Here is a 23198-nt window from a genome sequence, read left to right as displayed (position 1 = left end):
AACTAAACCGCGACGATGAGTACGGTCACCAGCGCCACGACGGCGACCACGGCTATGGCCGTGACCCACCACCCAGTGTGGCGCGTGGGTTCCGGGGTAGCCGTTACGGCGCGAAAGCTGCTGGTTTCGAAGGTCTCGGTCGCCGCCTGCGTGGTGGGGGTGGCAACTGCCACGGAGTCCTCGTTGGAGGAGGGTAGCGGGTCGCCGGCGTAGATGCTCAGCACACGATCGTTGCCGCGTGGGGCGTGGTAGGCGTGGGCGAGGATGGGGGCATCGGCAAGCGGGGGCAGCGAGGGACCCGGGGACAAGGTGGTGAGGAATGTGGGGCCGAAGAAGACATCGACGGCGTCGGTAGAAGGCACCAGGTTGACCAGCACGTGCATCCGGGCTTGGGCGGGGATATCGAGATCCGCGGGGAGATCGGTGATATCGATGGGCGGGGCGTAGCCCAGCATCGTATAGGGCCCGCCGGGCGGATTATTCGCCGGCAGGCAGAGCCCGGGGCGGGGAAGCAGGAGGGTGACGTGGCCATCGGCATGCGGCTGGGCCGTGGCAGCCGGGGTGAGACCGGCGCGGAAAAGCAGGTCGATCTCAGGGTATTCCGCGCGGTCCGCGGCGCTGATGGTGCCGATCTGGCCCTGTGCTTCCACGCTTAAACCGCCCTCCTGGCTGGGAGCCAGGGTGACGGTAAATTCCTCCGTGCCCTTCACCGATGCGCCGTGAATGGGCAAGGCCTGCACCGCGCCGAGGCCGCGGTGGGGGATGAGGTAGGTAGAAGAAGGCATAGTCGATCTTCTACCATGCCCGGCTGCGTCCGCGTTAGGCCAACGCGCGGTTTACTGCGGAGGTGATCGCGTTGATGGAGGCGCGGGTCGTGGAACCAGCGATGCCCGCGCCCCAAACCTTGTTCTGGTTGACGTCAGCGGCAATGTAGCAGGCGGCCTCGGCATCATCGCCGGCCGAGCGCGATTGCTGGGAGTAATCGATGACTTCGAAGTCGATGTCCAAGGACTCCAGCGCATTAGCGTAGGCGGCGATGGGGCCGTTACCGGTGCCGGTGACCTCGGATTCCTTGCCGTTGTAGGTCACGGTGGCGGTGACGGTGGCATCGGTATCATCGGCGGAAATATTGTCGATCTCAAACGATTCCAAGTGCAACGGGGTGGTGCGATCCAAGAATTCGGTGGCGAAGATGTCCCACATATTCTTGGAATTGACCTCGCCGCCTTCGGTATCGGTGATTTCCTGCACGACGGTGGAGAATTCTGCCTGCATGGCGCGGGGCATATTGATGCCGTGGTCGGTCTTCATGATGTAGGCAACGCCGCCCTTGCCGGACTGGGAATTGACGCGGATAACGGCCTGGTAATCGCGACCCACGTCTTTCGGGTCGATGGGCAGGTAGGGCACCTCCCAGATGGCATCGCGCAGCTCTTCCCAGCTGACGTCGGTGGAATTGGCCTCTGGGCGCACGGTTGCGGCCAGTGCGTCCAGGCCCTTATTGATGGCATCCTGGTGCGAGCCGGAGAACGCGGTAAAGACCAGTTCGCCGCCGTAGGGGTGGCGCTCCGGGACGCGCAGCTGGTTGCAGTACTCCACGGTCTCGCGGATCTTGGGCAGATCGGTGAAGTCGATCTGGGGGTCAACGCCTTGGGTGAGCATGTTCAGGCCCAAGGTCACCAGGTCCACGTTGCCGGTGCGCTCGCCGTTGCCAAACAGGCAGCCCTCAATGCGGTCGGCGCCGGCCATATAGCCCAGCTCAGCGGCGGCAATGCCCTCGCCGCGGTCATTGTGGGGGTGCAGCGAAATCAAGATGGAATCGCGCCGGGCCAGGTTGCGGTCCATCCACTCGATGGAATCGGCGTAGACATTCGGCGAAATCATCTCCACCGTGGACGGCAGGTTGATGATCATTGGGTTCTCGGGGCTGGGATCCATGATGGCGACCACGTCATCGCAGACCTCGCGGGCGAAATCCAGCTCGGTGCCGGTGAAGGATTCGGGGGAGTATTCCCAGCGCCAGTTGGTATCGGGGTAGTCGGCGGCGATGGATTTGATGAGCTCGGCGGCATCGGTAGCCAGCTTCTTGATGGCCGGCTTGTCCTTGCGGAAGACCACGCGGCGCTGCAGCTTCGAGGTGGAGTTATAAAAGTGCACGATGACGTTCTTGGCGCCGGCGCAGGCCTCGAAGGTGCGGCGGATCAGGTGCTCGCGGGCCTGGACGAGGACCTGGATGGTGACGTCCTCTGGAATCTTATCGCCCTCGATGATTTCGCGGACGAAGTTGAAGTCCGTCTGGGAGGCGGACGGGAAGCCGACCTCGATTTCCTTGTAGCCCATCTGCACCAGCAGGTCGAACATGCGGTGCTTGCGCTCGGGGCTCATGGGATCGATCAGCGCCTGGTTGCCATCGCGCAGGTCCACGGCGCACCACTGCGGGGCGTGGGTGATTTTCTTGCCTGGCCAGGTGCGGTCCGGCAGGTCGATGTCCTCGACCTCGACGGAGAACGGTTGGTAGCGCTCGAACGGCATGGAGGAGCCGCGCTGCTTATTCCAGGCGGGCTGTCCCTCGCGGGGAGGGCCTGCAGGGGTGGTGATTTCGCGGGGTGCGCTGATGAAGGAATCGTTGGGAGACATGGTGTGCGGTGTCCTTAATGTGTTTGGTGTCGGGAAGTGCGACGGCCAGCTGGGCTAAGGATTGCCAGACTCCGCGACGGGGCGCTGGCCGTAGGTTTAGGCCGAAATCCCGCCGCGGCAGATAAGGAGTAGGTCGTTCCGCAATGTCATACCGGTCACACTACAGAGGATCTCACGGTGTGGCAACATATTTCATTCAGCGGGACACCCGGGCGCGTGGCGTACCATGCTGATGTGCCTACTGTTCCTACCACCCGCCGCCCCGCAGCCGCGCCCGCGCTGCGCTGCTGGTTTTATGCTGCACTGGTGGCGGTTGCGGGAACGGCGATTCGCCTCAGCGTGCTCGCGGCGCTGGCCGCGGCGCAGGGCGATTCCCTCTGGGGGCTGCTGAATAAATGGGACGCCCACTACTATGTCGACATCGCCCGCGCGGGCTATGGCGGGGAAACCGCCCTCGCGTTCTTTCCCGGCTTCCCACTGGCGGTGCGGGCGGTCAGTAACCTGCTGGGCACGGATATTGCGGGCACGGCGATGGTCCTCAACCTCTTTTTCACCATCGCCTTGGCAGCGGGCGCTATGGCGCTGGCCCGGCAGATGGGGCTGGACACGCGCGGCCAGGTGCTCGGCGCGACGGTGGTTACCAGCGCGCCCATGAGCATCGTTTTTGCCATGCCCTATACGGAGGCGCTCTTCGGCGCGCTCGCGATCTGGGCCGTGGTGATGCTGCATGACCAGCGCTGGATTGCGGCCGGGGCGCTGATTTTTCTTGCGTCCTTCGTCCGCCTGACCGCGGTGGATCTCATCGTGGTCTTCGCGCTCATGGTGCTCTTCAAGGCGCGGCGCACTTGGTGGGCTTGGCTGAGCGTGGCGGTATCGGCGCTGCCCTTAGCTGGCTATATCTGGTGGGCGAATCGCCATTTATCCGGCGCCGGCGGGTACTTTGGCCTGCAGGAAAAGCACTGGAATTCCGGTTTCGACGGCGGCCGGGCGACGGTGACCTGGGTGGCGGAGACGCTGTCTAGCGCCACGAACGGCGGGTATCTGCTCAGTGCTGCGGTGATCATCGCCGCCCCGATCTGCCTGCTGCTGGCCTGGGGGCGCCTGCCGCTTCCTGCCTGGCTGTTTGCCGCGGTGCTGATGGCAAATGTGCTGCTTTCCGATGGCATTATGCACTCCCGCCCCCGCCTCTTACTGCCCGCAGCGGTGGTCTTGCTGCCGTGGGTGGGCAAGAAGGGGGCATCGGCAAGCGTGGGCGCCTGGGTGCTCTTCGGGGCCTGGTTTTCGGCCTATATGCTGGCCGTATTCGAGTGGGCCATCTAGCTGCGCTGGCTGACAGGATTGCGGGACAAAATGATGGTCGCGGCAATCATGACGCCGAGCGCGGCTATCATGACCAGCCAGCCAGCGGTGGAATCGATGAGGAATTTCTCGCCCAAGACCATGTAGCCCAAGCCGAAGGCGACGATGGGCTCGAAGATGGTCATGGCCGGCAGTGACTGCGCCAGCGGGCCGGCGTTGAAGGAGTACTGCTGCACCACGGTGCCGGTCAGGGCGAGGCCGATGAGGCCGTAGAACTGCCAGCTGCCCACCAGGACGCTCAGGCCCTCGTGGGTGAAGATATCGACCACGGCCTTGGATAGCAGGGCGACGAAGCCGTAGATGACGCCGCAGGCGGTGCCCAGGGCGAGCGGGCGCTGCTCGCGGAATTTATGGCCGGCAACGCCCAACGCGACCAAGGTGGCCAGGCCCAATAGCAGGGCGGGCCACCACTGGCTCCACTCGGGCCGGGGGTTACCGGCAACGGGGCGGCCGTAGACCACCATCACGCCGACCGCAATCGTGAGCGCAATGGACCAGAAGGTCTCGTGCACGGGCATGGGGCGCTTGGCATACCAGGCCGAAAGCGGCAGGGTAAACATGAGCGAGAGCACCAAAATGGGCTGGACCACCAGCAAAGTACCAAAGCCCAGGGCAACGACCTGGAGGCCATAGGCAAGGATGGCCGCGCCGGTGCCGACCCACCACAGTGGATTGGTCATAGCGGAGCGCATGACTGAATCGTCTGCTTCAAGGGCGATGCGGTGGCGAACGACCGTGCCCCAAGCAACCGTAAGCGCGGAGGCGATCGCGAAGAATACGGCGAGGAGGTTGCTTAACACCCGCTCAACGCTAGTAAAAAAGTGACGGAGATGCATTTTGCTTATCGATGCCGCCCCCGCCCCGCCACCCAGCGCGCGCACGGGGGTGGGTGTGAATAAAATAAAAGTATTGTCTCGGAATTATGATGAGGTGTAGCGCCTTGCGGGGTAGCATAGGAATTTGACTAGTGTCCGACAGGTATTTCTGTGGCGCGTCTGCGCGCAGGGGTGCCTTTTAAAACGAAAGGTGGCAACCACACCGTGGCCCTGATCGTTCAAAAATACGGCGGCTCCTCCCTCGAATCCGCAGATCGCATCCGCGCGGTAGCGGAGCGGATTGTGGCCACTAAAAAGCAGGGCAATGATGTCGTCGTGGTGTGCTCCGCTATGGGGGATACCACCGATGAGCTTCTTGACCTTGCAGCGCAAGTCAATCCCGTTCCCCCGCAGCGCGAAATGGATATGCTCCTTACCGCGGGCGAGCGCATCTCCAATGCGCTAGTAGCCATGGCGGTGGAGTCCTTGGGCGCGAAGGCCCAGTCCTTTACCGGCTCCCAGGCAGGCGTGTTGACGACCGAGCGCCACGGCAATGCGCGCATCGTTGACGTCACCCCTGGGCGACTGACCGAGGCCTTAGAGGATGGACAGATCTGCATCGTCGCCGGTTTCCAGGGCGTGAATAAGGACTCGCGCGATGTGACCACCCTGGGCCGCGGCGGGTCCGATACCACCGCGGTCGCCCTGGCTGCGGCGCTGAAGGCGGATGTGTGCGAAATCTACTCCGATGTCGATGGCGTCTATACCGCCGATCCGCGCATCGTTCCGGATGCGCAAAAGCTAGAAAAGCTCTCTTTTGAAGAGATGCTGGAAATGGCCGCCGTAGGATCCAAGATTCTGGTCCTGCGCAGCGTGGAATACGCCCGCGCTTTCAATGTTCCGTTGCGAGTTCGCTCGTCTTATTCAAATGACCCCGGCACGTTGGTGACCGGCTCGATGGAGGATATCCCCGTGGAAGAAGCAGTACTTACTGGTGTAGCAACTGATAAATCCGAGGCGAAGGTAACCGTGCTGGGCATCCCAGATCGCCCGGGCGAGGCCGCGAAGCTATTCCGCGTCATCGCCGATGCGGAGATCAATATCGATATGGTGCTGCAAAACGTCTCCTCCCTGGAGGATGGCACCACCGACATCACCTTCACCTGCCCGCGTGCCGATGGCCCCCGCGCGATGGAGCTATTGAGCAAGCTGAAGTCTGAGGGCGGCTGGTCCAATGTGCTTTACGATGACCAAGTGGGCAAGGTCTCCCTCGTCGGCGCCGGCATGAAGTCTCACCCAGGCGTGACGGCGGACTTTACCGAGGCCCTGCGCGATGTGGGAGTGAACATGGAGCTTATCTCCACCTCCGAAATCCGCATCTCCATGCTGACGCGCGAGGCGGACCTAGAAAAGGCGGCGCGCGCCCTGCACGATAAATTCCAGCTCGGCGGCGAGGAAGAAGCCACCGTCTATGCTGGAACCGGACGCTAAACCAGAACAAATCAAGGGGAAGACAATGACTACCGTTGCAGTCGTCGGCGCCACCGGCCAGGTCGGCCGCGTGATGCGCTCCATTTTGGAAGAACGCAATTTCCCGGCGGATAAGGTGCGCTTTTTCGCCTCCGCCCGCTCCGCAGGAACCGAGCTGGAATTCCGCGGCGAGCAGATCGAAGTGGAGGACTTGGCCGAGGTGACCGAAGAGTCCGTGGCCGATGTCGATATCGCGGTATTTTCCGCGGGTGGTTCCACCTCCGAGAAGTGGGCCCCGGTCTTTGCCGCTGCGGGCGCTACCGTGGTGGATAACTCTTCGGCCTACCGCAAGGACCCGGAGGTTCCGCTCGTGGTATCGGAGGTAAACCCCGAGGAGGTGAAGAACCTGCCGAAGGGCATTATCGCCAACCCAAACTGCACCACCATGGCCGCCATGCCGGTGCTGAAGGTGCTGCACGATGCCGCCGGCCTCAACAAGCTGCACGTATCGTCCTACCAGGCGGTATCCGGATCCGGCTTGGCGGGCGTGCAGACGCTGGCTGCACAGGTCTATAGCGTGGGCGATCACAACGTGAACCTGGTCCACGATGGTTCCGGCCTCGATGATGAGGACCTGGGGCCTTTCGTTGCGCCCATCGCTTATAACGCCCTGCCCTTTGCCGGCAGCCTCGTCGATGACGGCAGCAACGAGACCAACGAAGAGCAGAAGTTGCGCAATGAATCCCGCAAGATTCTCGGCCTGCCGGACCTCAAGGTCGCCGGCACCTGCGTGCGCATCCCCGTCTTTACCGGCCACACCCTGACCATCCACGCGGAGTTCGACAAGCCCATCACCCCGGAGCAGGCCACCGAGCTTCTGGGCGATGCCCCAGGCGTGACGCTTGCCGATGTCCCCACCCCCCTCGCCGCCGCCGGCAAGGACGATTCCTTGGTCGGGCGCATCCGCCAGGATCAGACCGTAGATGACAATAAGGGCCTCGTGCTCGTCGTCTCCGGCGATAACCTGCGCAAGGGCGCTGCACTCAATACCATTCAGATCGCAGAACTCTTGGTATAGCCGCAAGGCACCACAGTCCGGCGCATAAAAAATTCGGCTCCTCCTTCCTGTAGTGGGAAGCGAGGAGCCGAATTGCGTGTGGCTTAGTTAAGACCTTAAACCTTAGTCTTCGTCTTTCTTACCAAAGTCCAAGTCGCTATCGACGGAAGGTACTTCCGGCTTCGTGTGCTGGACGTAGGTAACGGAAGGCGCAGGCTCCGAACGGTCGTAGTCGAGTTCATCGTCCTCTTCGAGCTCCTCGTGGATATCCTCGGCGAGGTGATCGATGAATTCTTGCGTGTGCATATTGGATGCTGCGGCTAGCATGCGCAGCTCGCGCTCATTCTTCTTGGTAAAGCGCTGGCGCGGGTCCAACTTGCGGGCGACGAGATCATGGGCGCGCATGCGGCGATCGGATTCATCGGCAAGCATGCCGCGGTTTTTAATGCGGTTATAAACCATCACGACAATCATCAGCAGGCCGAGGTAACCCAGGATGGGGTAGACGTTGCTGACTAGGGACTGGAAGCCGATGAAGGACAGGATGAAGCCGATGATGCAGGATGCGGCATATACGGGGTAGAAGCGCTGTGGGTTATTGCGGGTCAGGCGCTTGCCCAGCGCGTAGAACATACCGATGGCCGTGTTAAAGACCATGCCGTAGATGACGAAGGTCATCAAGACGCCGAGAACCGGGTGGATGCCGGTAATCAGCTTCAGCACCGGCATGTCCTCGCCGTTGACGTCCTTGGCCTCGAAGAAGAGGGCGAAGACGAGCAGGGCTAGCAAGATGAGGTAGAGGAAACCACCGATGACGCCGCCGATGCCCACGGCGCGGTTATCTAGGAAGTTACCGCCGATGACGATGGACATGGACACGGCCGTCATGACGTTCAGGCCGGTGTAGTTCAGGGCGGAGAGCCACCAGTTTGGCAGCGAGGTATTGACATTATCGATGGCCCACGTGTTTAGGGATGCGAAGTCCACATCGGCCGTAAGGATGGTATAGCCGGTGGCCAGCACCACGAAGAAGATGATGAACGGGGTGATGGTACCGATGACGCGGGTGACGCGGTCCACGTCCATAAGGCCCACCAGCAGCACGAGGATCAGCATGACGGTGCCGCCGACCCACACAGGGATGCTGGGGAATTGCTGGTTGATATTGGAGCCACCACCGGCGAACATGACGAAACCGATGGAAAACAGCGTAATAAGCGTGGACCAGTCCAAGATCTTGGCGGTGACTGGTGAAGCGATCTTGTTATAAACAGCGGTGTGTTCCACCGCTTGGAAATAGGAGCCCAGCTGCAGGATGGACACGCCGGTGACCATCATGAGGGCGGCGGCGAGGGCGATGCCCCACAGGCCCCACTCGCCGAAAGCTACGAAGTACTGCATGGCTTCTTGGCCCGAAGCAAAGCCTGCGCCCACAACGATGCCAATAAACGCCATGGAGATTCCGATTGCGCGTTTAATCATGAGGGGAGAAACTCTCTTACTCACACTCGCCGGGCCCGGCTTTGGGAACGCGCGGGCCCGGATCGACGGTCGATTTATCACGTGTGTGTATCTAATAGAATCACATTTCACCCGTGACTTCACAGCTGAAATCGCGTCACTTTAGTATTTTTCTACCCCGCTCAGGGCCCGCATGCGCCCGCTGCGCTGCCCTAAGTACCTGCACTTTGATAAGTATTGCGGCGAAAGTATGCGTCCAGGCTCTCGAACATTCGGGGGTATTAATTTGCGCCCTCAATGAGGTCCTTGCGGGCGCGCGCCACGCGGGAGCGGATGGTACCAACGCGCACCCCGGCGATTTTGGCCGCTTCCTCATAGGTATAGCCCAGTACCTGGGTGAGGATGAGGGCTTCGCGGCGGTCGGCCGGTAGGGCATCGATAAGCGCCCGGGCATCGATCCAATCGCTCCAGGAGCCGGAATTTTCCGCGGCGGAGCTCATGGCATCCTCGTATTGCGTGGCGGACTTGCGGGGCCGGGCCATATCGTGGCGGATATTATCCACCCACACGCGCCGGGCCAGCGAGAGTAACCAGGTGCGGGCGGAAGAGCGGGCGGCAAAGCGCGGCAAGGCGCCGATGACGCGCAGGTAGGTCTCTTGGGTGAGGTCGTCGGCGATTTCGGGGCCGCCCAGGTGGGCGAGCAGGCGCCAGACATCATCTTGGGTGGCCTTGATGAACTCCGTAAGCGCTGCTCGGTCGCCGCGCCCAGCCCGGAGGGCGAGCTCGGTGACGCGGGCGTCGTCTGCTGCGGAGTGGTGTGTCACCTGAATGAATCTACCAGTAGCTCCTATATTTCTTATCCAAGGTTGCGCTGGATGGGGCATCGGCAAGCAGCACATGCGTGCATAAGGTAGCGCAGCACCGTTATACGTAGTAAGCTATGGGTTGTCCGTGATTGATAATTGACCCCAAATTATCGACTGATTGCCAGGAGGCAAAGACATACCATGACTGATTCCACCGCTGATGACATCCTGAACAAGGGACAGCGTCCCGCAGGTAAGGGCAATACTACTCGCCCGTCCGGCCAGCCCGTGCCTTCCGAGAACACGTCCGTGACCGCCGGACCCCAGGGTCCGCTCGCGCTCAACGATATTCACCTCATTGAAAAGCTCGCCCACTTCAACCGCGAGCGCGTACCCGAGCGTACCCCGCACGCCAAGGGCCACGGCGCCTACGGTGAGCTGCACATCACCGAGGATGTGTCCGCCTACACCAAGGCCAAGGTCTTCCAGAAGGGCACCGTCACCCCGATGATGGGCCGCTTTTCCACCGTCGCCGGCGAGCAGGGTTCCCCGGATACCTGGCGCGATGTGCACGGCTTTGCCCTCCGCTTCTACACCGAAGACGGCAACTTCGACATCGTGGGCAATAACACCCCGGTATTCTTCCTGCGCGATGGCATGAAGTTCCCGGACTTCATCCACTCCCAAAAGCGCCTGGGTTCCAATGGCCTGCGCGATGCCGATATGCAGTGGGATTTCTGGACCCGCAACCCGGAATCTGCCCACCAGGTGACCTACCTGATGGGTGACCGCGGCACCCCGAAGACCACCCGCCACCAAAATGGCTACGGTTCCCACACCTTCCAGTGGGTCAACGAAGACGGCGAGGCATTCTGGGTGAAATACCACTTCATCTCCCGCCAGGGTGTAGAGAACTTCACCGATGAAGAGGCCACTGTGGAAGCCGGTAAGAACCCGGATAGCCACCGCGCGGATCTCTACAACGCCATCGAAGAGGGCAACTACCCCATCTGGGATGTCAAGGTGCAGATCATGCCGCTTGCGGAGGCAGAGGACTACCGCTTCAACCCCTTCGATCTGACCAAGGTCTGGTCCAAGAAGGACTACCCGCTGCACGATGTGGGCTACTTCGAGCTCAACCGCAACCCGCGCAACTTCTTTGCCCAGATCGAACAGGTTGCACTCGATCCCTCCAATATTGTGCCGGGTGTTGGCCTGTCCCCGGATAAGATGCTGCAGGCCCGCGTCTTTGCCTATGCGGATCAGCAGCGCTACCGCATCGGGCCGAATTACAAGCAGTTGCCGGTCAACCAGCCGCGCAATGCGGAGAAGGTCAATACCTACGAGCACGAGGGTCCAATGCAGTATTTCTACAATGCTCCAGAGGATCCGGTGTACTCGCCCAACCGCCATGCGAAGGGTACGGGCGTGCTTGACGATGCCTCCGTAAACAACCGCGAGGACCTAGAGACCACCACCGCGGCTGACCTCTACGTGAATCCGGACCCCCACGGCCAGGACTTGGTCCGCGCGCCGTACGTGCGCCACGCGGAAGACGATGACTTCGTCCAAGCTCGCGACCTGTACGAAAACGTCTACGACGACGCCGCCAAGGAGCGCTTGGTCACCAATATCACCAACGCGATGGCCGGCGTGTCCGAAGAAACCGAAGAGCGCGTGTACCAGTACTGGACCAACGTCCACCCGGACCTAGGCCAGCGCGTGCGCGAGGTCTTCGCCGAAAAGAAGTAGCACGCCACTGCGGTTGTACTGCTTTTTAGAGGCATAAAGCAAAGCCGCCTTCGACCATCCCTGCGTCCTCACCCCACAGCGAGCTGCTGTGAGTTGGGTGGAGTAATTGGTCGAAGGCGGCTTGTGCGTTAGGCGGGATTAATCGCAGCGGCGCATATTGTCTGCAACAAAGCTCGGCGCGCCCTGATTGATCCATTTGTCTACGTCATAGCACGGTGCGGTCAAACCACTATTTGTTTCACCGATGGGTTCAATAGTTGTCCATGCGCCATCGCTAAAACGTGCCCAAGCGGTCCAATCTGTACTGTCTTTGCCAAAATGAGCCCATTCCCCGTCGCAATCCGACACCAAAATATTGCCCATATCGGGCTCTAGAGACGAGAAGGTACTTGGGGAACAATCACCTTTGGCCTGCGTGGTAGTGGTAGTGACTGTTGTCTCCTGTGGTGCAGGTGGCTGTGCAGTAGTTTCTACCGTTTCTACCGGGGAGGTTGTGGGTGAGTCCGTCGCAGTCGCCGTTTGTTCCGTGGAGCTTGCAGGGCTGGAGCTAGAGCTAGAGCTGGATTGTGCCACGGCGTCAGAAAACTGGGGCTCACTGGAATCGACAGAGTTATCGGCATCATCGGCGCAGGAGACCAATGCCATGCACAGCGGAAATGCGGCTACGCACGTCAAGGCGCGGGAGTGAGAGAGTTTTAGAGAATTAGGCATGTCTTAATAGTAGATTCTCTTTGTAATGCGTGGGGATCGGCGCGCCTGCAGAAAGGGAATGACCTGCAGCGATAGGTTACTAGCATGACCAAACGCTTTGCCTCGACCGCGTCCACCGCGTCCGCGAGTTCCTCGCGGTGGCGCACACTCTTACTGCTCGTATTGCTCGCCGTACCGCTTATCGTTGGTACCGCAGTGGCGGCCTGGTCGCAGTGGGAACCGGCGCATGCGTGGTCGAGCGCCGCGCAGCCTTATGGCGCGCCGCAGGCGAATGCGACCTCACCAGAGCTTAAGGAAGCCGCCGAGGCCGCCAGCCACGCCCAAGCGCAGGCTAGCATCCTGAAATCTGGCGCGGATCGGTTAAACAAGGGCACCAGTGAGCTGGATAAGGGTGCTGGGGAATTAGGCGAGGGCGTCGAAAAGCTCGCCGGCGGCTCGCAAGAGCTGGTGTCGGGGCTTAACCAGTTGCAGTCAGGGACCAATACCCTCGGCGGTGGGGCGACGGAACTGGCCAATACCGTCGGAGGGGCCGTTGACCAGGTCGTGGGCCTGGGAGCCGTCCAAGGCCAAATCCTAGAAGCCATCGACGGTACGGTGCGCGACCTGAAAGGAAATGATTCCAAGGAAGCGAAACAAGTTCGTTCCCAGCTGGGGGATTTGCGCAAGCAGGTGGAAAACTTCCGCCTCGATGAATCCCTGACCGGGGAGCTGAAGAAGCTGAAGGATGGCTCGCGCGATCTCTCTAATCAGCTGGCGGTAAGCGGTTATGCCTACCACGATGGCATCAACCAGGCCGTGGCAGGCGCGCAACAGCTCAACCAGTCCATAGCGGAGCTCAATAGCCGCGTGGATGAGGCTCTCGATGGGGTGGGCCAGCTTGACGATGGCGCCGGCAAGCTCACCGGCATGGCGGAACGAAACCAATCGAACCTGGGCGCGGTGCAGCGCGCCCTGCCTCCTGCGCACGTAGCCGCAGAAGAGGACGCACGCCAGCTAAGCCCGGTCATCGCCATGCTCATTTCCGCGCTCGTCCTGCTGGCTGGTTCCGCCGCTGGGGTGGCATGGAAACTGGGCTTCCGCCCGTGGCTGATGGTTCTAGGCGGATCGCTGGCCGCGGTGGCCATCGGGGAGATCCTGCTCTTCGTCTTGTCCATCGGCCTGACCCCCATCGCTGCGGTAGCCGCCGGAGGGGCGCTGTTCTTGGGCGCCCTGTCCTCTGCGCTTATCGTGCGGGGCTTGCTCGAACTGTGTGGCATGACTGTGGGATCCATCCTCGCCGCGATCTTTGGCATTGGGCAGACCGCATTGGTGGGGTGGCTGTGGAAATCCGCGGCCATCGCCGGGGCGGACAAGGTGTGGCAGGTAGTAGCTAACCTTTTGCCGCTCAACTGGACAACGGCGGCTGTCACCGTGGCGGGCAACGATGGTGAGGCAGTGGTGCTGTGGACCGGCCTGGCTGTCTTGGGCGCTATCACTCTCGTAGGTCTGAGTGCAGTGAAATGGATCGTGCCTGCCAGGAAGAACCCAAAAACAGGCGCTAAAGTATGAAATTGTGTACTTAAATAGGCTAAAGCTTGTATGAAGCTGGCAATATTTGCCATCGCTATGGTTGGAATGCGAGGAGTGTTATTCTTGCTAGTGCTCACACCGTCTACTTAGGGGGTAGGCGAACGGCTTACGCCGTTGTGAGTGATAGGGAATAGGGACGACGCGGTGCTGTAGGGGCGCCGCGTCGTTTCCCGTTTTGCCCAAAGCTATTTATCCACGGCCGGGCCAGGGTTGATGCATGCGGCCCACGGCAGAAATGTGCGCTACCACACAGTAATGTTTAACATTAGCTATACGTCCATTGGCTAATGGCGTGCGCCAGGCGGGCGCCAGTGACTTTTGAAGGAGCGCAATGCAGACCTCCCTGGGGCTGACCCTGATGGGATTGGCCATCATCTTTGTGACGGTGGGCATCCTCATCCGCGGCCGCGTTAATCCCATCATTCCTATGACCTTGGTGCCCGTCATTGGCGCTGTGACAGCCGGTTTCGGCGTAGAAGATATCGCGGATTTCTTTGGTGAAGGATTAAGTTCTGTCATCAACGTCGTGGTGATGTTCATCTTCGCCATCATTTTCTTCGGCATTTTGCAGGATGTGGGGCTTTTTACCCCGGTGATCCGCAGCCTCATCAAGGCGACCCGCGGCAATGTCATGGCCGTGACCATAGGCACGGCCGCCATCGGCATCGTGGCACACCTCGATGGATCGGGTTCCACGACCTTCCTTATTACGATTCCCGCATTGCTGCCGCTGTACCGGGCGCTGCACATGTCGCGCTATGTCCTAATTACCATCGTGGCCCTAGCCGCTTCGGTGATGAATATGGTCCCGTGGGGCGGGCCACTGGGGCGTGCCGGTGCGGTGGTTGAGCAAGACCCGAACGATATTTGGCTGCACTTATTGCCCATTCAGGGTGTGGCAGTGGTCCTCATCTTTGCTACTGCCACCCTGTTGGGTTGGCGCGAAAAGCGCCGCTTGGCCAAGCTACAGGAAAGCGGCGAGATTAAGGGCACCATCTCTGTGGACGTGAATTCGTTGGCGGATGATTTTTCCGCCAAGCAGGTCGAGGAACAGCAGAAACTCGGGTTCAGGTACCGGAAATCCCGGTGGGTTACCATCGCGAATATCGTCGTTGCTTTGGCTGTGCTCGCAGCCCTGCTTTCTGGCTTGTTGCCACCGGCGCCCGCGTTCCTCATTGCTACCACCATTGCCTTGGTGGTGAACTTCGACGGCGCGATGGAGCAGGGCGATGCCTTGCGGCGTCACGCCCCCAACGCCTTGTCCATGGCCGGAGTGATCATTGCGGCCGCGATGTTTTTGGGCGTGCTCAATGAGACCAAGATGCTAGAAGAAATCGCGCTGAGCCTGGTGAATGTCCTGCCGGAAAGCGTGGCGCCGTATCTGCACGTCATCGTGGGATTCTTTGGGGTTCCGCTGGATCTGTTGACCTCCACGGATGCGTATTACTTCTCGGTACTGCCCATCGTGCAGGGCACGGTGGAGTCCTTCGGCGTCAGCGGTATGGGCGCTGCGAGCGCCCTCATTATCGGCAACGTGGTGGGCACCTTCGTCTCCCCATTTTCGCCGGCGCTGTGGCTGGCGCTGGGGCTGGCGGACGGTCAGATGGGCAAGTACCTGAAGATAGCCTTCCCCATCGCATGGGTATTTTCCATCTTCCTCGTCGCCATCGCATTCTTTACCGGAATGCTGGCCTAAATAGCAGGCCCTAGAATCCGCCGGGCCCTGGAGGCATGGAAAAAGCCCGCAGTTTCCTGCGGGCTACTGTCGGGATAACAGGATTTGAACCTGCGACCTCTTCGTCCCGAACGAAGCGCGCTACCAACCTGCGCCATATCCCGGTCTACTGCTTAAAAGCAGTACTGAGATACTTTAACGCATGGTGAATGAGATCGACAAAACGGCAGGTCTAGTCCGCCTCAGTGATCCTCAGCAGGGTGGCCGAGGGGCGGCAGAATAAACGCACCGGGGCGAATTTGGACGTGCCCAAGCCATTGGAGACGTGCATCTTCATAGGGCCAAAATCATGCAGGCCCTGTGCGCGCGGGCGATCAATGCCGCAATTGGTCACGATGGCGCGCGACCCAGGCAGGCAAATTTGCCCACCGTGGGTATGACCGGAAAGGGAAAGCTGGTAACCATCGGCGGCGAATTTTTCGAGCACTCGCGGCTCAGGGGCGTGAAGCAGGGCGAGCGATAGATCGGCATCCTCGTGGGGCGGGCCGGCGATTTCGGAATAATCATCCAAGTCGTGGTGCGGATCGTCCACCCCAGCCACGGCGAGGCGGACATTGCCTACCTTGAACTCGTGGCGGGCTTGGTTGCCGTCGTACCAACCGTGCTCCACGAAGGCCGCGCGCATGCCGCGCCAGGGAAGGTCAACGTAGGAAGGCTCGCGCTTTTTGCCCAGCAGGTATTTGAAGGGGTTGACCGGGCGCGGCGCCCAATAATCATTGGTGCCAAACACGAACACGCCGGGCCGGGCGAGCAGCGGGCCGAGTGCGCGCAGGGTATCGGGTACGGCCTGCTTATCGGAGAGGTTGTCGCCGGTATTGACCACGAGGTCTGGCTCCAGTGCATCGAGGGCGGAGACCCAATCGATCTTGGTCTGTTGCCCCGGGATCATGTGCAGGTCAGAAATGTGCAGCAGGCGGAACTCTTCTTCGCCGCGCAGGGTGCCCTTGGGAAGGAGCGGAAGGGTAAATTCCTTGAGCTCGAATTTCGTGAGCTCACTAAAGCCCCAAGCAGCAACACCTAGGCCGGCGGCGACGCCGCCAAGAATCCGTTGAAGTTTCACAGCTTCTACACTACCTGCCTTAAATAGACGTATATTGAAAGGCATGAGCGAGCTAAAAGATACTATCCGAGCAGATCTGAAAACGTCGATGAAGGCCAAGGAAAAGCAGCGCACCAGCGCCATTCGCGCGCTGCTCGCGGCGATCCAGGCCGAGGAAACCACTGGCTCCCGCCACGAACTGGAGGATGAAGACATCCTCAAGGTCATCGCGCGCGAGATTAAAAAGCGCCGCGAGTCCGCGGAGGTCTATGAGGAAAATGGCCGCCCGGAATTGGCAGAGGCTGAGCTTGTCGATGTCCCCTTCTTCGAGGCCTACCAGCCGCGCCAGCTCGATGATGCGGAGCTGAAGGCATTGGTAGAAGAAGCAATTGCTGAGGTAGAAAAAGAAAACGGCGAAGCACCCACCATGAAGCAGATGGGTGCGGTCATGAAGGTCGCCAATGCAAAAGCCGCCGGCCAGGCCGACGGCAAGCGCCTTTCCGCTGAGGTAAAAGGCCAGCTTAACTAATCTTTAGCGGCCGAGGAGATTGCGGATATCGTTGCGGAAGTTATCGATATCTTCTTGGCGGATTCCAAAGTCTTCTGGGCTGAGGTTTAATCCGCCGCCGTTATTTCCTCCCCAGTTGCTCACACCGGTAGTGTTCGCGCTGCCGGTGTTATTTTGTGCGCCGGTCGTATTTGCACTGCCCACGCCGCTGGAGGGGGATTGGGTGGCAGAGGTGCCATCGGAAAGCTGCAGGGTAATCTCGGCGCCGTCCTTCTTGCCATCCTTGCCGGTAATCGCGCGCACCACGCGGCCGTAGGGAACATCCCCGCCGACGACGCGGGAGGTCTTTACCACATAGCCCTTGGCCTCAAGGGTGCTGCGGGCCTGTGACTCGTTTTTACCGCGCAAGCTATCGAGCAGCTTATCCCCGGTGGTGCCGTCATCGTATTTCTTATTGTAATTGGGCAGTCCACCCTGGGTAGCCCGCGGCAGCTGCGATGCCATGGTGAAAAATGTCTGCGCGGGCTCCAAGCCACCAAAGAGGTTGCCGGCGCCGGTGCACTGGCGCACAGGTGAGGTACACAACGGCTGGGTATCGGTGCCGTCGTTATAAATATAAGGAGCGGCGGCGAGCCCATCGTTGAATCCCAAAAACGCCGAGGACTGGTTGGACTCGGTGGTACCGGTCTTGGCGGCGACGGGGGAGCTAAAGCCAGCAGCGTGGGCGGCATCCTTGGCGGTTCCCTGCTTGGCATCTTCAGACAGCGCATTGGCCAGGGCGTGGGCCACATCCTGGTCTACCGCCTGCTCACACGGGGTCTCCTTGAGGTAGACCTCATTGCCGTCCTTATCCAGGACCTTGTCAATGGGGTTGGGCTCGCACCACCGGCCATTGGAGGCAATCGTTGCGCCGACATTGGATAGCTCCAGCGGATTTACCGGGTTGGGGCCCAAGGTAAAGGAACCGGAATTGGCGTCCTTCGTGCGCTGCGCGATGGAGGTGTCCTTATCAAAGGTGCCCTTTTCGTCATAGGAGCGCAGGCCAAGGCGCACCGCCATATCTACGATGGGTGCCACGCCAACCTGCTCGGTGAGCTTGATAAATGGCGTATTGGGCGAGTGGGCCAAGGCCTCTTGCAGTGTCATCGTGGCCTTATAGTTGCCCGCGTTTTCCACACAGTAGCGGTTGGCGGGGCAGTTATCGGCGCCGCCGTGGCCAAGGCCTTCGGCCTCGTAGCGGGTGGGCACATCCACCGTATTCTTAATGCCGTAGCCAGATTCGAGGGCGGCCGCGGCGGTAAAGGCCTTAAAAACCGAGCCCGCGCCATTGCCCACCAAGGAGTTGGTCTGCGGCAGCAGGGTTTCATTATTGTCCTGGTCCAGCCCGTACGCACGGGACGAGACCATGGCCAGGACCTTGCGGTCCGACGTACCCGGTTCGATAACGTCCATCACCTCAGCGACGCCCTGGGCATTTGGGTTGGTGCGCGACTGCACCGCGGACAGCGCCGAATCCTGCACCTGCGGGTCCAGCGTGGTCTTTACGGTGTATCCACCGTGGGCGAGCTGGTCTTGGTCTATGCCCTTTTCCTCGAGGTACTGCAGCACATAATCGCAGAAAAAACCGCGATCATCTGCGCCGATGCAGCCATTGGCCAGGGTATTGGGCTGCTTGCCGACGCCCAATTCTTCCCCCTTATACTCATCCGCATCCGCCTGCTCCAGATAGCCGTTATCCACCATGGATTGGAGTACGACGTTGCGGCGGTCAAGCACCTCTTCCTCATTGGTATAAGGGTTGAGGCGCTCTGAAGACTGCACCATACCCGCCAGCATCGCCGCCTGCGGCACCGTGAGGTCCGCGGCGTGGCTATTAAAGTAGGTCCGCGCGGCGGCTTCCACACCGTAGGCATGGTTACCAAAGGAGACCAGATTGAGGTAATTGGTGAGGATTTCCTGCTTATCCAACTCCTCATTCATCTGCGTTGCCATGCGCATTTCGCGCAGCTTGCGGGTGGCGGACTGCTCGGTCGCAGCAGCCCGTTCTTCATCGTTTTGTGCGGAGACGAGCAGGAGGTAGTTCTTGACGTATTGCTGGTCAATGGTGGAAGCACCCTGGGATACCCCGCCGGAGGTCAGGTTGGTCCACAGAGCGCGGAAATTGCCTTGGAGATCAACGCCGCCGTGCTCGTAAAAGCGCTCGTCTTCAATGGAGACGATGGCGTTTTTCATCGCATCCGAAATCTCGTCACCATCTACGGGGTGGCGGCGTTGGCTATAGACATAGGCCATATCTTTGCCCGAGGAATCCTGCACCGTGGTAACGCCGGGGATATTGCCCGCTGTTAGGTCTTGCAGGTCCGATTGCATGGTCTGGTTGGTGCGGGCGATCGCTACGCCGGAAATGCCCGCAAAGGGGGCGAGCGCGAGCGCGATGAGCGCGGCTACCAAGACCGTGGACAGGGCTATCTTGGACAAAGATTTGAAGACAGTCACGCCCAATACCCTACGTGGTCTGCCTGGCAATGGGGAAGGTGACTTGCACCCCCTAAAGTGTGACCTCGTAGACAATCTCGCGTTCTAGTGAATAGACTCAGGCTTCGGTACATAGTATTCCGTCTGGGAAGGAGAACACTCACCCATGACCGTTCGAGTGAAGACTGCGGGAATGTCCAATACAGCCCGAAATCCCGAGCGTGGTGAGTGGGTCACTCAAGCCAAGTGCCGCAATGAGGACCCGGACGCATTATTCGTGCGCGGCGCTGAACAGCGCAAAGCCGCCGTCATTTGCCGCCACTGCCCCGTTTTAACGGAATGCCGCGCAGATGCCCTTGATAACCGCGTGGAATTTGGCGTGTGGGGCGGGTTGACCGAGCGTCAGCGCCGCGCGCTGCTGCGCAAGAACCCCCACATCACGGACTGGGCCAATTACCTGGCTAAGGGTGGCGAACTCGTCGGTATTTAAGGCGGTCAGGGGTGTGACTGCCCGCGTAGCGGTGGCAGCGCTGCCGAATAGGGGCGGCATAAGTCGTACTAAATCGCTAGAATGAATCCCATGACTAAATGGGAATACGCAACCGCACCAGTACTGACCCACGCCACCAAGCAGATCCTTGATTCTTGGGGCGAAGACGGATGGGAATTGGTCTCCATCACCCCTGGCCCGAACCCGGAGAACGTGGTGGCCTACTTTAAGCGCGAGGTGGCAGAGTAAATGAGCTTTTCCGCTCGCTTGAAAGAGCTGGGGGTGGAGCTGCCGGGCGTCGCTAAGCCGCTGGCTTCCTATGTGCCCGCGCTGCGCGTGGGCGACCAGGTATGGACCTCTGGCCAGCTTCCCTTGGTGGATGGCTCCCTGCCGGTGACCGGCAAGGTTGGTGCTGAAGTCACCACGGAGCAGGCCCAGGATCAGGCCCGCACCGCCGTGCTCAACGCCTTGGCGGCCGTTGATGCGGAGATCGGACTGGATAATATCTCCCGCGTGATCAAGATCGTTGGCTTTGTGGCCTCGGACCCTGGCTACGAGGACCAGCCCGCGGTGGTTAACGGGGCATCGGATTTCATCGGGGAGGTATTCGGCGAGGCTGGCACGCACGCTCGTTCTGCAGTCGGTGTTGCCGCCTTGCCAAAGAATGCCCCGGTGGAGATCGAATTGATCGTAGAGATCGCTGAGTGATCGGTTAGGCTGGTAGGCATGGAGCACCCCGCATATAGTCAATTGCGTCCCGTAAGCCAATCCGTTGGCGTAGTTCTTTGTGATAATCCCAGTTATACCGCCCTCGAGGGCACGAATACCTGGATCATTAGTGCCGCAGAAGACTCTCGGTCGATCGTCGTAGATCCAGGGCCGGAGGATGAAGGCCACCTCAACGTAGTGCATCGCCATGCCGGTGAGGTGGCTTTAATTCTGCTTACCCACCGCCACGATGACCACGCTTCGGGCGCGCAACGTCTCCGGCAGATGACCGGCGCGCCCGTTCGCGCCTTCGATCCCAGCTATTGCAATGGCGCAGAGGCATTGCAGAATGGTGAAATCCTCACTTTGGAAGGCATCACCCCACAACTGGAGGTCCTGCACACGCCGGGCCACACAGCGGACTCTACGTCCTTTTTCGTGTGGAGCGGGGAGGCGGATAATTCCCGGCTAGAAGGCATTATCACCGGCGATACCATCGCGGGGCGCCACACCGTTTTGCTCTCAGAAACAGACGGTGATTTGGCGGATTACCTGCGTACCTTGGACGTGCTGGAATCTCGCGGGAAAGATGTTCCGCTCTTCCCGGGCCACGGGCCGGATTTGGAGGACACCTCGCAGGTGGCGCGCAAGTACATTGACCGCCGCCATTACCGCCTCGACCAGATCCGGGAAATCCGCTCCCGGCTGGGTGATGACGTGGATCTGACCACCTTGGTCAATGAAATGTATGACGATGTGGATCCGGTGCTGCGCCATGCCGCAGAGCAGTCTACGCGCACCGCGTTGAAGTACCTCGACGGTACCGGTACCGACAACTAACGCGCGGCGCGGTAGGACGCCGGCTAAAACGCTTATTCCCTCCGCTCCCTAGTGCTTATGCACGGAGGCGGAGGGAATTTGTGGTTTTTATCGCGCGCGGCGGGCGAGGTGCTCGGTATCGACGATGAGCACGGACTTGCCCTCGAGGCGAATCCAACCGCGGTGGGCGAAGGTAGCCAGGGCCTTATTAACGGTCTCGCGGGAAGCGCCTACCAGCTGGGCAATCTCTTCCTGGGTGAGATCGTGGTTGACGCGCAGCGCGCTGCCTTCCTGGACGCCGAAGCGGTTAGCCAGCTGCAGCAGGGTCTTGGCAACGCGGCCGGGCACGTCGGTGAAGATGAGGTCCGCCAGGTTAGCGTTAGTGCGGCGCAGGCGGCGGGCCAGCACGCGCAGCAGCTGCTGAGCGATGGCGGGGTGATCGCTTACCCATTTATCCAGCAACTCGGAGTTCATGGTGGCGGCCTGGACCTCGGTCACGCAGACGGCAGACGAGGTGCGTGGGCCCGGATCGAAGATGGAAAGCTCACCGAACATATCGGACGGGCCCATCACAGTCAGGAGGTTTTCGCGGCCATCCGGGGCGTGGCGGGCGAGCTTAATCTTGCCGGAGGTGATGATATACAACCGGTCACCAGGCTCGCCTTCATCGAAGATGGTGGTACCGCGCGGGAAGCGCACTGTCTCCATCTGCTCGAGAAGATTCTGCACTGCTACGGGATCAACGCCTTGGAAGATTCCGGCGCGGGAGAGGGTGTCCTGTACGCCTTCCACGTTTTACTCCTTGGATGTCGACTGCGAAAAGTCACTAAAGTGCTTGGGCCACATCCTTTTGCGGGCTCCAGGGAGGCACGCTAATGCGGAACAAGCGGGGTCAATTTTTAGCGTACCCCATTTTACAGTGCAGTTAGTCACTTTTGGACACTGTCCCCATAATGGTCACATGACAGAAATGGGACCACTTACGCCCCTAGCGTCACAGCCAGCGGATTTCCGGCTAATCCGCGAAGACAACCGCTTCCAATTTTTCCATGAGGAGCGCGAAAAGGGCGATGCCAAGCGGAACAAAAATAACAAGTGAAATCATGTATTCCTATCCTACTAAGCTTGGCGGCATGAGTTCATCACTGCCAGCCACCGCAGCCCCGGGTAAGAGAGCGCCCGTCATTAATGAGCGATTGGCACGCGAACACCCCGATGCGCAGTGCGAGCTCGATTTTGACTCTCCCCTCCAGCTCTTGGTGGCTACGGTGCTCTCCGCGCAGTGCACGGATGCGCGCGTGAACTCGGTGACCCCTGAGCTTTTTCGCACCTATCCCACGGCGGCCCATTATGCGGCGGCCAGGCGGGAGGACCTGGAGGCGATTCTGCGGCCGCTGGGGTTTCAGCGGGCAAAGGCGGGGCACCTCATGGGCATCGGCGAGCGCCTAGTTTCTGAATTCGACGGCGAGGTGCCACAGACCGTAAAGGAACTTACCTCCCTGCCTGGGGTAGGCCGCAAGACAGCGCTGGTGGTGCTGGGCGATGCCTTCGGGATTCCGGGCCTTACGGTGGATACGCACTTTAGCCGCCTGATGCAGCGCCTCGAGCTGACGGGGGAGAAGACACCGGTGAAGATAGAAAGGGACATCGTCAAGCTCATTGCAGAGGAAGAGTGGACGATGTTTTCCCACCGCGTGATTTTTCACGGCCGGCGCGTCTGCCATGCCCGGAACCCGGAGTGTGGGAATTGCGCGGTGCGGGATCTGTGCCCGGCTGCATTAAGCTAG

At 60.4% G+C, this 23198-nt stretch carries 22 protein-coding genes and 1 tRNA gene; 13 read left to right on the top strand and 10 right to left on the bottom strand.

Annotated features, from left to right (window positions below):
• Window positions 1-2: 2 nt before the first annotated feature.
• A complete protein-coding gene (locus ABRP84_RS09135; RefSeq protein ID WP_349853452.1) occupies window positions 3-785 on the bottom strand; it encodes a hypothetical protein in 783 nt (260 codons plus the stop codon).
• 34 nt (window positions 786-819) lie between these two features.
• Window positions 820-2637: a 2-isopropylmalate synthase gene (gene leuA, locus ABRP84_RS09130; RefSeq protein ID WP_349853451.1), complete on the bottom strand. Its 1818-nt coding sequence runs from the start codon at window positions 2635-2637 to the stop codon at window positions 820-822.
• A gap of 234 nt (window positions 2638-2871) precedes the next feature.
• Here leuA and ABRP84_RS09125 point away from each other — a divergent pair, with 234 nt between their 5' ends.
• Window positions 2872-3957, top strand: coding sequence for a mannosyltransferase family protein (locus ABRP84_RS09125; RefSeq protein WP_051138401.1), 1086 nt, complete (start codon window positions 2872-2874; stop codon window positions 3955-3957).
• Here the strand turns inward: ABRP84_RS09125 and ABRP84_RS09120 are convergent.
• Complete coding sequence (locus tag ABRP84_RS09120) at window positions 3954-4796, bottom strand: DMT family transporter (protein WP_034659461.1); 843 nt, start codon at window positions 4794-4796, stop codon at window positions 3954-3956. The genes ABRP84_RS09125 and ABRP84_RS09120 overlap by 4 nt on opposite strands.
• A gap of 240 nt (window positions 4797-5036) precedes the next feature.
• Between ABRP84_RS09120 and ABRP84_RS09115 the strand changes: the two genes are divergently transcribed.
• Together ABRP84_RS09115 and ABRP84_RS09110 are read left to right on the top strand one after the other, a co-directional pair.
• Complete coding sequence (locus tag ABRP84_RS09115; protein ID WP_023025016.1) at window positions 5037-6302, top strand: aspartate kinase; 1266 nt, start codon at window positions 5037-5039, stop codon at window positions 6300-6302.
• Window positions 6303-6327: 25 nt separating this feature from the next.
• Window positions 6328-7359 (top strand): aspartate-semialdehyde dehydrogenase, encoded by a 1032-nt coding sequence (locus tag ABRP84_RS09110; protein ID WP_349853449.1) that lies wholly within the window; start codon window positions 6328-6330, stop codon window positions 7357-7359.
• 102 nt (window positions 7360-7461) lie between these two features.
• Here the strand turns inward: ABRP84_RS09110 and ABRP84_RS09105 are convergent, their stop codons facing one another.
• On the bottom strand, window positions 7462-8820 hold the full coding sequence (locus ABRP84_RS09105) for a YkvI family membrane protein (RefSeq protein ID WP_349853447.1): 1359 nt from the start codon (window positions 8818-8820) through the stop codon (window positions 7462-7464).
• Window positions 8821-9080: 260 nt separating this feature from the next.
• A complete protein-coding gene (locus ABRP84_RS09100) occupies window positions 9081-9623 on the bottom strand; it encodes an RNA polymerase sigma factor (protein ID WP_005276476.1) in 543 nt (180 codons plus the stop codon).
• 183 nt (window positions 9624-9806) lie between these two features.
• Here ABRP84_RS09100 and ABRP84_RS09095 point away from each other — a divergent pair, with 183 nt between their 5' ends.
• Window positions 9807-11357: a catalase gene (locus ABRP84_RS09095; RefSeq protein WP_349853446.1), complete on the top strand. Its 1551-nt coding sequence runs from the start codon at window positions 9807-9809 to the stop codon at window positions 11355-11357.
• A gap of 138 nt (window positions 11358-11495) precedes the next feature.
• On the opposite strand, the gene ABRP84_RS09090 is transcribed toward ABRP84_RS09095, so the two are convergent.
• On the bottom strand, window positions 11496-11720 hold the full coding sequence (locus ABRP84_RS09090; RefSeq protein WP_298695383.1) for a hypothetical protein: 225 nt from the start codon (window positions 11718-11720) through the stop codon (window positions 11496-11498).
• Between the two features lie 64 nt (window positions 11721-11784).
• Here ABRP84_RS09090 and ABRP84_RS09085 point away from each other — a divergent pair, with 64 nt between their 5' ends.
• From ABRP84_RS09085 to ABRP84_RS09075, 3 genes are all read left to right on the top strand, one after another.
• Window positions 11785-12045: a hypothetical protein gene (locus ABRP84_RS09085; protein ID WP_298695381.1), complete on the top strand. Its 261-nt coding sequence runs from the start codon at window positions 11785-11787 to the stop codon at window positions 12043-12045.
• A 107-nt stretch (window positions 12046-12152) separates the two neighbouring features.
• Window positions 12153-13616: a hypothetical protein gene (locus ABRP84_RS09080; RefSeq protein ID WP_349853443.1), complete on the top strand. Its 1464-nt coding sequence runs from the start codon at window positions 12153-12155 to the stop codon at window positions 13614-13616.
• A 352-nt stretch (window positions 13617-13968) separates the two neighbouring features.
• On the top strand, window positions 13969-15333 hold the full coding sequence (locus ABRP84_RS09075) for a CitMHS family transporter (protein WP_298695371.1): 1365 nt from the start codon (window positions 13969-13971) through the stop codon (window positions 15331-15333).
• Between the two features lie 69 nt (window positions 15334-15402).
• Here ABRP84_RS09075 and ABRP84_RS09070 read toward each other — a convergent pair.
• Window positions 15403-15476, bottom strand: a tRNA-Pro gene (locus tag ABRP84_RS09070).
• A 68-nt stretch (window positions 15477-15544) separates the two neighbouring features.
• On the bottom strand, window positions 15545-16432 hold the full coding sequence (locus tag ABRP84_RS09065) for a metallophosphoesterase (RefSeq protein WP_298695373.1): 888 nt from the start codon (window positions 16430-16432) through the stop codon (window positions 15545-15547).
• A 43-nt stretch (window positions 16433-16475) separates the two neighbouring features.
• Between ABRP84_RS09065 and ABRP84_RS09060 the strand changes: the two genes are divergently transcribed.
• The gene (locus tag ABRP84_RS09060) at window positions 16476-16940 is read left to right on the top strand and encodes a GatB/YqeY domain-containing protein (RefSeq protein WP_005276488.1); all 465 of its coding nucleotides are present in this window, start codon (window positions 16476-16478) and stop codon (window positions 16938-16940) included.
• Between the two features lie 3 nt (window positions 16941-16943).
• Here ABRP84_RS09060 and ABRP84_RS09055 read toward each other — a convergent pair whose 3' ends face one another.
• On the bottom strand, window positions 16944-19415 hold the full coding sequence (locus ABRP84_RS09055; RefSeq protein WP_349853441.1) for a transglycosylase domain-containing protein: 2472 nt from the start codon (window positions 19413-19415) through the stop codon (window positions 16944-16946).
• A gap of 145 nt (window positions 19416-19560) precedes the next feature.
• On the opposite strand from ABRP84_RS09055, the gene ABRP84_RS09050 reads away from it, so the two are divergent.
• The 4 genes from ABRP84_RS09050 (at window position 19561) to ABRP84_RS09035 (ending at window position 21432) form a co-directional block, all read left to right on the top strand.
• Window positions 19561-19884, top strand: a complete 324-nt coding sequence (locus tag ABRP84_RS09050; RefSeq protein ID WP_005276491.1) for a WhiB family transcriptional regulator — start codon at window positions 19561-19563, stop codon at window positions 19882-19884.
• Window positions 19885-19974: 90 nt separating this feature from the next.
• Window positions 19975-20133, top strand: coding sequence for a Sp36 family protein (gene sp36 / locus ABRP84_RS09045; RefSeq protein ID WP_126318073.1), 159 nt, complete (start codon window positions 19975-19977; stop codon window positions 20131-20133).
• Window positions 20134-20592, top strand: a complete 459-nt coding sequence (locus ABRP84_RS09040; protein WP_298693508.1) for a RidA family protein — start codon at window positions 20134-20136, stop codon at window positions 20590-20592.
• An 18-nt stretch (window positions 20593-20610) separates the two neighbouring features.
• Window positions 20611-21432 carry an MBL fold metallo-hydrolase gene (locus ABRP84_RS09035; protein ID WP_298695299.1) on the top strand — a complete coding sequence of 274 codons (822 nt, stop codon included), beginning with the start codon at window positions 20611-20613 and terminating at the stop codon, window positions 21430-21432.
• Window positions 21433-21519: 87 nt separating this feature from the next.
• Here ABRP84_RS09035 and glxR read toward each other — a convergent pair whose 3' ends face one another.
• Window positions 21520-22203 carry a CRP-like cAMP-activated global transcriptional regulator GlxR gene (gene glxR / locus ABRP84_RS09030; protein WP_005276495.1) on the bottom strand — a complete coding sequence of 228 codons (684 nt, stop codon included), beginning with the start codon at window positions 22201-22203 and terminating at the stop codon, window positions 21520-21522.
• A gap of 341 nt (window positions 22204-22544) precedes the next feature.
• On the opposite strand from glxR, the gene nth reads away from it, so the two are divergent.
• Complete coding sequence (gene nth / locus ABRP84_RS09025; RefSeq protein WP_298695297.1) at window positions 22545-23198, top strand: endonuclease III; 654 nt, start codon at window positions 22545-22547, stop codon at window positions 23196-23198.

The sequence above is a fragment of the Corynebacterium sp. KPL2861 genome (assembly GCF_040225475.1).
Classification (GTDB): Bacteria; Actinomycetota; Actinomycetes; order Mycobacteriales; family Mycobacteriaceae; genus Corynebacterium.
This window is presented reverse-complemented; position numbering and strand designations above follow the sequence as displayed.